The 11,653-nt window shown below is 38.3% G+C and carries 10 protein-coding genes, 1 pseudogene and 1 riboswitch; of the genes and pseudogenes, 4 read left to right on the top strand and 7 right to left on the bottom strand.

Going from position 1 to position 11,653, the window contains the following annotated elements:
• Nucleotides 1-4: 4 nt before the first annotated feature.
• From thiE to thiD, 7 genes and pseudogenes are all read right to left on the bottom strand, one after another.
• Complete coding sequence (gene thiE / locus MT390_RS17570; protein WP_499442425.1) at nucleotides 5-631, bottom strand: thiamine phosphate synthase; 627 nt, start codon at nucleotides 629-631, stop codon at nucleotides 5-7.
• Between the two features lie 182 nt (nucleotides 632-813).
• Nucleotides 814-1,626 carry a hydroxyethylthiazole kinase gene (gene thiM / locus MT390_RS17575; protein WP_499442427.1) on the bottom strand — a complete coding sequence of 271 codons (813 nt, stop codon included), beginning with the start codon at nucleotides 1,624-1,626 and terminating at the stop codon, nucleotides 814-816.
• Nucleotides 1,627-1,668: 42 nt separating this feature from the next.
• Nucleotides 1,669-2,334, bottom strand: a complete 666-nt coding sequence (gene tenA / locus MT390_RS17580) for a thiaminase II (protein WP_499442429.1) — start codon at nucleotides 2,332-2,334, stop codon at nucleotides 1,669-1,671.
• 53 nt (nucleotides 2,335-2,387) lie between these two features.
• On the bottom strand, nucleotides 2,388-3,338 hold the full coding sequence (locus MT390_RS17585; protein WP_499442431.1) for an ABC transporter substrate-binding protein: 951 nt from the start codon (nucleotides 3,336-3,338) through the stop codon (nucleotides 2,388-2,390).
• An 80-nt stretch (nucleotides 3,339-3,418) separates the two neighbouring features.
• Nucleotides 3,419-4,105: pseudogene (locus MT390_RS17590) on the bottom strand (ABC transporter permease); the annotation flags it as partial.
• A gap of 103 nt (nucleotides 4,106-4,208) precedes the next feature.
• Nucleotides 4,209-4,967 (bottom strand): ABC transporter ATP-binding protein, encoded by a 759-nt coding sequence (locus tag MT390_RS17595; protein WP_499442498.1) that lies wholly within the window; start codon nucleotides 4,965-4,967, stop codon nucleotides 4,209-4,211.
• A gap of 54 nt (nucleotides 4,968-5,021) precedes the next feature.
• On the bottom strand, nucleotides 5,022-5,864 hold the full coding sequence (gene thiD / locus MT390_RS17600; RefSeq protein ID WP_499442433.1) for a bifunctional hydroxymethylpyrimidine kinase/phosphomethylpyrimidine kinase: 843 nt from the start codon (nucleotides 5,862-5,864) through the stop codon (nucleotides 5,022-5,024).
• A gap of 66 nt (nucleotides 5,865-5,930) precedes the next feature.
• Nucleotides 5,931-6,052, bottom strand: a riboswitch (TPP riboswitch).
• Nucleotides 6,053-6,431: 379 nt separating this feature from the next.
• Here thiD and MT390_RS17605 point away from each other — a divergent pair.
• From MT390_RS17605 to MT390_RS17620, 4 genes are all read left to right on the top strand, one after another.
• Nucleotides 6,432-8,081, top strand: a complete 1,650-nt coding sequence (locus MT390_RS17605; RefSeq protein ID WP_499442435.1) for a sensor domain-containing diguanylate cyclase — start codon at nucleotides 6,432-6,434, stop codon at nucleotides 8,079-8,081.
• 571 nt (nucleotides 8,082-8,652) lie between these two features.
• Entirely contained in the window at nucleotides 8,653-10,041 is a 1,389-nt protein-coding gene (locus tag MT390_RS17610) for a cytochrome ubiquinol oxidase subunit I (RefSeq protein ID WP_166370639.1), read from the top strand.
• A 9-nt stretch (nucleotides 10,042-10,050) separates the two neighbouring features.
• Complete coding sequence (cydB, locus tag MT390_RS17615) at nucleotides 10,051-11,049, top strand: cytochrome d ubiquinol oxidase subunit II (RefSeq protein ID WP_499442437.1); 999 nt, start codon at nucleotides 10,051-10,053, stop codon at nucleotides 11,047-11,049.
• Entirely contained in the window at nucleotides 11,049-11,153 is a 105-nt protein-coding gene (locus MT390_RS17620) for a DUF2474 family protein (RefSeq protein ID WP_166370635.1), read from the top strand. Before cydB ends, MT390_RS17620 begins: the two co-directional genes overlap by 1 nt.
• Nucleotides 11,154-11,653 lie beyond the last annotated feature (500 nt).

An 11,653-nucleotide genomic window follows, 5' to 3' on the forward strand; every position in this document is an offset into this window, starting at 1 on the left:
AGGCTTATGGCGTAGCAGTTTGTATCTGTTTTAACAGCGCTGCTGCAGCAGCTTTAGGATCATCGGCATGGCAAATAGCAGAGACTAGCGCTACACCGTCAACACCCGTGCTAATGATTTGATCAAGATTACTGTGATTAATACCACCAATAGCCACGATCGGAAATTGAGAAACATTAATCGCTTTTTGTAAACCGGCAATACCCCATTGTTTAAGCGTATCGGTTTTTGTTGGTGTAGCAAATATTGCACTTAAACCAATGTAATTCAGTGGTAGTGTATTTGCATCCATTAATTGTTGTTCATTCTCTATCGATAAACCTAACAACTTATTTGGACCAATTAATGTTCTTGCCATTTGTGCTGGCATATCCGATTGACCTAAATGCACACCATCGGCATCTACCGCTAAAGCAACAACAACTCGATCATTAATAATTAGCGGAACGCCAGTGCCTTGAAGTATGGTTTTAACCACTTGAGCGCGAGTAATAAAAGATTGTATATCGTTACTTTTTTCGCGTACTTGCACCATGGAAACACCGCCAGCGACAGCTTCTTTGACTACATTAATTAAAGTATAAAGATCCTGTTGATCATCGGTGACTAGATATAAACGGTATGGATTCATGGTGCTTACCTGTATTGGATACAATAAAAAAATGGCTTATGTAAATAGCATTGTTAAATGTCAAAGCTAAGTTGACATGCTAAGCAGCAAAGCTAATCAATAGTACTAAATAGCAAAGGATATAAATGAGTAGAGTGAAAGCAATAAGGTCACTTTCACTTACTGATCCAGCAACGACTGTATTATTTATTAATAGTCATCTTTAAGTATGCCACAATCGCTTTATCATCTAATTGATATAGCACGTCTAATAAGTTCATTTGTAAACTTCCTGGTCCCGCGGATTGCTTAACTGCAACTTCCCCTGCGATGCCAAGTATGGCAGCAGCTGCTAAACCAGTATTTTCACCAATCGCTGCAAAAGCACCGGTTAATGCACTTAAACTACAACCCATTCCTGTGATGTTAGGCATCATTGCATCACCATTATGCAGTGATATTTCACTCTCCGCATTGATGATGTAATCGACTTCGCCAGAAATGACGACATTACATTGATAAGTTTCAACTAAGTAACGGGCTGCACCAACGGCTGCTTCACTGCTATCAAGTGAATCGACACCTTTGCCTTGTGCTTTTTCTCCTGCTAGAGCAATAATTTCAGAAGCATTAGCTCGAATAATTAACTGCTCTGCAAGTGCTGCTATTTGGCGTGATGTTTCAGTACGTAAAGTGCTTGCACCACAACCCACAGGGTCTAATACCACCACTTTATTATTGAGGTTCGCTTGTTCAACTGCAAAGATCATGCGCGGTATCCACTGGCTATCTAAGGTGCCAATGTTAATGACTAACGCACCACTAAATGACATCATTTCAGCCATTTCTTGGCGTGAATGCGCCATAATAGGTGAAGCGCCAATTGCTAACAATGCATTAGCTGTATTGTTCATCACCACATAGTTAGTGATGTTTACTACTAATGGTTTTTGTTCGCGCAATACTTGTAAGGCATTAGTGATCACTTGTCGCTTTTCCGTTGCTATTACTGACATATTTGCTCCTCTACTTCTGTTTTTATTTAGCACTGCGTCTATTTAAATAGCGGCGTTTAAACCTTGTTGCCAGAAGGCAACTTCCATTCTGGTTGCTGTTTTAAATACTTTTACCAAGTGTTGACCCCGTTTGCTGTTAATGTCTACTTCAGCAAGTAACTGGTCAAAATGCTGTGCACCATCTGCGACACTTTGTTGGAACTCTTCGCCGCTGTATAAATCAATCCAACTAGCAAACTCATTGCCAACTATTTTAGTGTTTTTGTCATTTGCTAATAAACGACCAATCACTGCATAACCAATAGAGCAGGGTGCTAATGCTGCGTATAAATCAACTAGGTCACCGGTCATGCCTGCATCTAACACGTAACGAGTGTAAGCGACGGTACCAAAATCTTCATCCTCTGCTTCTAAGTCTGCTTCAGTTAAGCCCCAATTTGCACAGTAAGTGACATGGTGACTAATCTCAGAATCTAGTAACGCATGTACACTAGGTAACGCCTTACGCATGTCTGCTAGTGTATTGGCTTTATAAATGGCTAATGCATAAGCACGCGCATATTGCTTTAAGAACAAAAAATCTTGCTTTAGGTAATGTAAAAAGCACGGTTGCGCTAAACAGCCGTTTCCTAATTGCATCACAAATGGATGCTGTGTGTAGGCATCCCAGTCAGACTGGCAAGCACTAATTAAATCTTGATGGTTCATGATTCTCTCGCTGTTTTTTAGTTGTCTATTTAAACTTGATATTAGTGTGCTAACTACTCGAATATTGGCATGTAATCTTTTGCTTTTGGCAGACTTTTAATCAGTTTGTTATCAAACATAAATTGCGCATAATCATCGTAACGTTTTAAATCAATAGCAGCAGGGCGTAAGGAGAAACGAGTCAACGTATCGCGCCATGCTCGTTTATTTAACTCATTATTTAACGTATCAGGTGCGTAACTAACAAACTCATTCCATGCTTGCTGTGGGTGGTTAACGATATAAATAGTGGCTTGCTCTATGGCTTTGTTAAAGGCTTTAATCATTTTCGCATCGTATTTATTTGCATTTGCAACAAATACCAATTCATCGTAAACCGGAACACCATGCTCTTCAGGGAAATAAGCTTTAGCTTTAAACCCTTCCAGTTCTAACTGGTTAGTTTCAAAGTTACGTAACCCGCCCCAAATGGCATCGACTTTGCCCGATGCTAAAGAAGCAGAGAGAGCCCAACCGACGTTAATGATCGCTACATCTTGATAATTAAGTTGTACTGATTCTAACATTTTGCCAATGATGGCTTCTTCACTACCTGAAATAGCAATGCCGACTTTTTTTCCTTTTAGGTCACTCAATGAATTTATTTTGCCATTATCTAAGACCATTAATGTATTTAACGGTGTTGCTATTAAGGTCGCTGAGCGTACTAAAGGTAATTTTTCAGATACATCAATGATCAAGTTAGGCTGATAAGTAATAGCCAAGTCAATATTACCCGCGGCAACTAATTTAGGTGGCATGCTTGGGTCTGCAGGTTCTTGAATATCGACAGACAAACCTTGCTGCTTAAAATAACCAAGCTGTTGTGCAATCACAATTGGGCCGTGGTTAGGGTTAACAAACCAATCTAGCATTAGCGTGACTTTTTTATCTTCAGCCTGTGCGGAGAATGATAATAATGCAGCCGTTAGAAACAAGGCGGTTAAAATGAAACTCTTTTTCATGTGTTTTATTTCCTTATAGTATTTTTGGTATTAATCGTTTTAGTTTTAGGCTTAGTTTAGGGTTATTAAAAATGGTGCATTTAGACTTCCCATGGGATAAGCTTTTTTAGTAACTTATCGGTGATAAAATATAAACTTACAGAGAGCGCAGATAGAATAAATAAGGCCGCAAACATTTCATCAATTAACATTCGCGCATTAGCTTGTAGCATCAAATAACCCAACCCTTCGCTTGAACCTACCCATTCACCGGCAACCGCACCAATCGGCGCAATAACCACCGCAACACGAATCCCAGACGCTAAAGTAGGTAAAGCAGCAGGCAATTGAATATGACGTAACATCTTCCATTTAGTCGCGCCCATGGTTTTCGCTAAATCAAGGTAACCAGTAGGTGTGTTTTTTAACCCGTCGTAGCAACAGGTGGTCACAGGGAAAAAGATGATCATCGCCGCCATCACTATTTTTGAGGAAATACCGTAACCTAACCAGATCATTAAAATAGGCGCAATCGCAAAAACAGGAATTGCTTGGCTGGTGATCAGGATCGGTAATAACCAACGTTTAATGGGTTTAAACAGTAACATTTGTAGTGCAAAACATAGGCCCATGGAAAGCCCTAGTAATAACCCTAAAAGTATCTCTTGTGTGGTTACCCAACTATGTTTTAACAGCACTTCATAACGTGTGATCAGGCGTTCAAATACCGCTAACGGCTCAGGTAAAATAAAAGATGGTAGATCAAAGATCACCACAATCGCTTGCCAAATCGCAATTATAATCATAAAAGTGAACAGGATACGTAATACTGGCGGTAATGTTTTATCACTGCTTTTAAACGATTTAGTTAAACCTGACATGGCAACAAAATTACGCATAATCTTGCTCCAAACGGTCAAGAATAGTCTGCTGTAGCTCAGCGCATTGTGCATCAAATTGTCTTGGTGCTGGGGTACTAGGTACATCTAATGATTCTGCAGATGCAGGTTGACCTTGCATAATATAAAGCTGGTTTGCTAAACGAATAGCTTCCTGTGGATCATGTGTAATTAATACTACGGTTTTATTTTTTAATAATTCATGGGCTAAGTTTTGCAAGCGGTAGCGTGTTACTGCATCTAATGCCGAGAAAGGTTCATCCATTAATACTACAGGCTTGTTTTGCATTAAGGTTCTCGCTAATGCAACACGCTGTCGCATTCCACCAGATAATTGCTGTGGTAGATAATGAGCTTGTTGCTCAAGGCCAACCTGCTGTAATAGTTGTTGTGCTTTATCACGTTGTGATGACTGTGGATTAGGTGTGAATTTATCGCTGAGCAGTACGTTATCTAATACCGATAACCAGGGCATTAATAAATCTTGCTGTGCCATATAGGCAATTTGACCTTGCAATGCAATATTGGTGCTGGTGGATAGCTGCCCAGACCATTGTATTTTATCGCTTAATAAGTTCGCCAAATAACGTAACAAAGAGCTTTTACCGCAGCCACTGCGGCCTAGAATACAAGTCCATTGCGCCGCTGGAATATGCATCGTCAGTGACGACAATACACACTGGTCACTGTCGTTATAACGCAAACTGGCATTGTGAATATCAATGCTGGGTGCATTTATCTCATTTGACATTGCTTGCTTTGGTACTGTTTGCTGTGACGATAGGTTATTTGTCATATTGAGCATCTATCGATTCAATGCATAAAAATGATCAACAGGGCCACGGCCTTGACCAATATTAAGTTGGTCAGCATGTTGTAATGCTTGCGTAATGTAATCTTTACCAAGCTGTACTGCTTTTGATAATTCATGGCCTTGAGCCAGATAAGAAGCAATCGCTGAAGATAAAGTACAACCTGTGCCGTGGTTATTTTTTGTGTTAATACGTTTTGCAGTTAGTTGCTGTACTGAGTCCGCTAAAACTAACAAATCATTACTGTTTTCATCTTGCTCTAAATGCCCGCCCTTTAATAATACGGCTTTAGCACCTAACTGACGTAAAGCATCAATCATTGCCTGCATTTCTTGTTCGCTGGTGGGAATGTGACTGTCAATTAACGCCGCGCCTTCAGGCAAGTTAGGGGTGATTAAATCAGCCATTGGCAGTAGTTCAGTTTTTAGAGTTTGAATGGCGACTTTTTCTAATAATAAATCACCGTTGGTGGTGACCATCACAGGGTCGATTACTAAAAAGGACGGTTTGTACTGTTTTAGTTTTTTAGCCACCACTTTGATGATCTCGCAGTCGGCTAACATGCCTACTTTAACCGCGACAATATTGAGGTCACTAAAAACAGCATCTAATTGCTTTTCAACATGTTCAAGGGGGATCGGGAAGATAGCAGACACACCAAGCGTATTTTGTGCGGTAATAGCAGTGATCGCAGAGCAAGCATAACTGCCGGTGGCTGAAATCGCTTTAATATCGGCTTGAATGCCAGCACCGCCACTGCTGTCAGAACCAGCAATAGTTAATACTATCGGTGTGCGAATTGGGTTACAAATAGTGTTAGGCGTAAGGTCAGACATAATGGCTCCGTTCACAACGCGATCGGAACTGATATCCACCAATACAAAGCAAAGGAATGCCACAGGAATGGTTTCTACATAGTTCCCTGCGTCAGTGTTAACTGTATCAGGTTCAACGGGTATCGACGTTTTATCAATTAATATTGATATCACATCGCTCTCAGCCAATGGCCCCCCGACTATAATCGCCACAAATCATAACAAGTTCTGTTAAAAGCGCAATCAAACATATTGCTAAAGGAGAGCTTGTTAAGTTAATTGTGGTTAATCGCCTATATTAAATAATTCATGTTAAACAACGACTGCGTATAAAACTGCATCACTTAAATTTATATTTCATTCTAAGATGTGATTACGCAATCTCGACAATCCCAAGTGTTACTTGTTGATACGTTTTATTACCGCTTTATATCTCGCATAGTAAAAATTAATAGTCGCTAATAACTGAGTTTTGTTTCAAACAAATAATTTCATGATGAGTCGCAATGTTATCAACAAAACAACTAACTTTTATATAATAAAAGAGGTATGTTTGCCTTTGTGTATTAACTAATAAATTATGAGTAGATGACAACTCTTTTAGATAAAATAAAACCATCCCGTATTTCCACTAAATTATCTTTCTATGTTGCGGTGTTTATCATCGTTGCTTTTACGCCGCTTCAAATTTACAATTTTTTAATGCTTAAGGCTGAAATAAAAAACCAAATCAATAAAGAGCAATATACACAAGCTAAATATATTGCAAAAGACATTCAAAAAAAAATAGCAATGCGTACTAATTTTTTGGTTGCTTTAGCTGATAAAATCCCTCCTCAAAAAATACAATCAGAAGCCTTTATAACGGAAATATTTAAAAATAATATTGTTTTTACTGATTTTTTTCCACAGGGCTTTGCAGTTATAAGCCCAAATGGACAGGGCGCTATAGCTGAATATCCGGTTATTCCAGGTAGAAAAAACTTAGTAATGACTGATTACGAATGGTTGAGAAAGGCGAATAATAGCCAAGGCGTTATTATTAGTTCACCTTTTCGTTCTGAAGTTATGGGTGAAGTACTGGTTGTGATCGCAAAAGCGTTAAGAGATGAAAATGGACAGGTATTAGGCATATTAGAAGCACCAATCTTCTTGAACCGCCCCGGTTTTATGGCGTATATCTTTGATAAAGACTTTAGTGAACGTAGCGATATCTTAGTCATTTCAAGAGCGAATCAAATATTCTTAGCATCGAGCGATCCAAACCTTGTGTTAAAAGCAACTCCAAAAAAAGGGATGGATGCATTCCTTGACGAGGTAATGAGAGGCTTTAATGGATATGGCCATACAGTGACTTCAGTTGAAGGTGAAATGTTAGCAGCTACGGCTGATATTAACTCCCCGGATTGGTTTGTTATGGTAAGAACTCCTGTGGCCAAGGTTTATCAGATAATAAATGAAAGTTTACGGGCTGCCATTATTAATGGGATCATTGTTAGTTTTTCTGTATTTTTGGTGATTATGTTTTTTTTATTCTTCTTTTTTAATCCATTAAAAAAGGCTGCTGAATCGGTTAGGAAAATGGTATTGCAGAAAAAATCCCTGACACATATTAAAGGTTATAAAAAAGATGAAATAGGTGATTTGATTATTGGTTTTAATGCAGCTATCGATATGGTTAATGAGAGAAATGATAAACTTGAAAAATCGAATGCGGTATTAGAGTCGTTGTCACAAGTCGATGGGTTAACTGAGATATTTAATAGGAGATGGTTAGATAAAACGCTTAATTATTTGTGGTTGGTAAAAACCCGTAACCAACAACCGTTAACTTTATTACTCATTGATATAGATGAGTTTAAAAAATTTAATGACACTTACGGACATATAGCGGGTGATGATTGTTTAAAAAAAGTGGCCCAAACTATCCAAGAAACTATTAATAGACCTACTGATTTTTTGGCTCGTTATGGTGGTGAGGAGTTTGTTATATTGCTAGAAAGTGATATTAAAGAAGGCGCTTTAGTAGCAGAAAAGGTAAGGCTTGCTGTTAGTAATTTAAACATTTCCCATAGTGAGTCGTCATACAAGCATGTCACCATTAGTTTAGGTGTCGCATCAATGATCCCTCAATTAAATATTAAATCTGTGGAGCTAATTAAACAAGCAGATCTTGCCCTATACCAAAGCAAGGAACATGGTAGGAATCGCTGCGAGCGTTATAAAAGGAGGCCATAAATTAAGCAGTGATGTTCAAATGGAAATATACCCACAGAATTATTTAAAGGTTTATTGAAAGGATCGAATGTATTTGACCCTGCTCAGACATCATTCGTTACAAGGCTTATTTACTGGCTCAAGCAAAATTATACAGCACTGCTATTTACTCATTTCTACATTAAATTACTTCATAATAACCTGTTATTGATTTCATAACTCGTCTTCAACTAAGCGATACAAACTGTATTTTATAATTAAATGTAATTGCACTCTCAATCTCAATCTCACTCTCACTTTCACTTTCACATTCATTAATCAGAATTTAAGTTAGTTAAGAAGGCTTTACGCAAACTTAATCACCGGCTAAATAGGTTGGTAACTCATTATATTTATCTAATGTGAATAACCAAATATGACTTAAGGGGATAAAAAACAGGTGCTGTGAATGACAACTATCTAGGGATATATTGTCCATTTTTATATAAAAAAACTGTCTTAAGAGAAATTCTACAGATAAAAAACATTAGAGGGTACTTGATCTTTCTTGCTCAAAGCAGCGTACATAATCCTATACAAATTAGGAGCGATTATGGATACTTTGGCATTAGATCTGGCACGGTTTCAATTTGCATTTACTGTGTCTTTCCACATTATATTCCCATCATTTACTATCGGGCTTGCGTCCTATTTAGCTGTATTAGAAGGTCTATGGCTGAAGACCAACGATGACAAATACATTCAAATCTATAAGTATTGGTTAAAAATATTCTCTGTTACTTTTGGTATGGGTGTGGTTAGTGGGATCGTACTCAGTTATCAGTTTGGGACTAACTGGAGTGTATTCTCCGATAAAACTGGTCCCATCCTTGGGCCACTAATGGGATATGAAATTTTAACTGCATTTTTCCTAGAAGCAGGATTTCTTGGGGTGATGTTGTTTGGTATGAAAAAAGTGGGGAGGAAACTACATTTCTCAGCTACTTGTGTTGTTGCTTTTGGTACTTTTCTTTCGGCCTTTTGGATATTGTCGGTTAACAGTTGGATGCAAACACCTGCTGGATATTCGATCAATGAAGCAGGGCAATTTATTCCAGAAGATTGGTTAGCGATTATTTTTAATCCCTCATTTCCATACCGCCTGGTGCATATGTTATTGGCGTCTTATCTGACGACTGCCTTTGTGGTTGCAGCAGTAGCGGGATACCACCTAATTAAAGCAAATCACAATCCTCTAGCCAAAACTATGTTTTCAATGGCGTTGTGGATGATTGTGGTTGTAGCGCCATTGCAAATTATTGTTGGTGATTTTCATGGATTAAATACAATGCAACATCAACCTGCAAAAATAGCCGCGATGGAAGGACATTATGATTCTCACGATGGCGCTCCTCTGATCCTTTTCGGCATTCCTGATGATCAAGCAAAAGAGATGAAATACCAGGTAGCTATTCCTAAGTTAGGTAGCCTTATTTTAACGCATGAACTTAACGGCAGAGTGCAAGGCCTTGATGCTTTTCCTGAAGCTGATCATCCACCCGTTTCGATTGTTTTTTGGAGCTTTAGGGTAATGGTGGGTATCGGTTTTGGTATGTTGACGATTGGTCTTGTCAGTTTATGGCTTCGTAAAAAAGGTAAGCTTTATCAAACACCATTATTTCATAAAGTCTGTGTTTTATTCGGCCCCGCTGGTTTTGTTGCTTTAATCTCAGGTTGGATAACCACTGAAGTGGGCAGGCAACCATTTACCGTTTATGGATTATTAAGAACTGCTGACTCAGCGTCACCAATAGACGCAGTTGCAATAAGTTGGTCTTTAACCGCATTTGTTGTTGTTTATTTGTGCGTTTTTGGTGCAGGGTTCTTTTATATCATTCGTTTAATGCAAAAGTCGCCTACGCGTTATGAACAAGCATTAGAGGCTCGACTTCCTGATGGTGCTGAAGTGCCACCTGCTTCACATCCGAACAGATTACCTTAGGGGAAATATATGGATTACGCTTTAATTTGGTACGGGTTGATTGGTTTTGCCGTATTAATTTATGTTGTGCTAGATGGATTTGATTTGGGGATAGGCATTCTTTTTCCCAAAGCTTCCAATGAAGCAGAACGAGATTTAATGATGAATAGCATTGCACCTGTTTGGGATGGTAATGAAACTTGGCTAGTGCTGGGGGGAGGTGGGTTATTTGCTGTATTTCCACTTGCTTATTCGATTGTGATGCCTGCGCTTTATGCACCGTTAATTATTATGTTGCTGGGGTTGGTATTACGTGGTGTTTCATTTGAATATCGATTTAGAACTAAACGTGGAAAGTTTGTTTGGTCTATCGCATTCTTTGCAGGATCGATTGCAGCTGCTGCAACTCAAGGGATCATGCTAGGTGCCATGTTACAAGGTATCGAAGTCGATGGTAGAAGTTATGCGGGAGGTTGGTTTGATTGGTTCACACCGTTTACTCTATTCTGTGGTTTTGCAACTATTTGTGCCTACGCATTACTAGGTGCGTGTTGGTTAGTGATCAAGTTACCTCAGGAGTTAGCTGATAGATATTATGATGTGGCTAAGCATTGGGGAGTAGCTTTGGTACTTTGCATTGTTGTTGTTAGTGCTTGGTTGCCATTAACTCATGAAATTGTTTCCGAGCGATGGTTTAACTTACCCAATTCGATGCTTTATTTTATGGTGCCGATATTAGCTGTGGTATGTATTTGGCAATTATTTAAATCCTTAAACAATCATCAAGCAGTGCGGGCATACTTGTTTGGCATTGGTTTATTTATTGTTTCTGCATTAGGGTTTTCTGTTAGTACCTTCCCCTATATTGTGCCTTTTGCTGTTACTTATGCTGACGCTGCTGCACCAGATAGTAGCTTAAAGTTTTTGCTCACTGGAACGGTATTTTTATTACCCATGGTGATTGCGTACAGCGGTTATGCTTATTGGGTATTCAGAGGTAAATTAAAACACGACGAGGGGTACCATTAATGAAGCAATCACTAAAGCAATGGGGATGGATGGTTATAATTTGGTTCGGCAGTGTACTTGCCTTGAGCGTATTCGCCTATTTACTGCGTTTTATCCTTAAGTGATGAATTAAAAAATTTAAGTTTTTAGATGAGTGAAAGTAGTGAGTTATGGCACTATCACTACCAACATTCCTATCACCACTATCTACTTACTGAACTTATTCATCTCTATATTCTTTAGCGTTTGTTGTGCTTACTTGTGTGGTGAACGCTAAATCATCGTTACCAACCATCACCTATTACTGATTTTTACTATTTGAATAGCGAATAGCTATATAAAATAACCAAAAACCTTTCTTTAAAATAGTGGCTACCCTTAATCACCATTTACATCTACTTACCTATTCAACTATTTACCCAATCAACTATTTACTCATTGTGTTAAGTAATTGTTGAACAAAATTTAACTTCCTCATTCAATTTAATTGATATTGTTGTAACCATTAAAATTAGGTTGAGACTTAGTATGGTAAAAGTCTATTAAATTATTTTATCTTTTAGTTGGTTGTTGATGGGTTTTTATATATTATTTATTTAATATTCAGTAAGATAGGTTTTCTTGG

This window comes from Vibrio sp. 2-Bac 85 (genome assembly GCF_037546705.1).
In the GTDB taxonomy this organism is placed as follows: domain Bacteria; phylum Pseudomonadota; class Gammaproteobacteria; order Enterobacterales; family Psychromonadaceae; genus Psychromonas.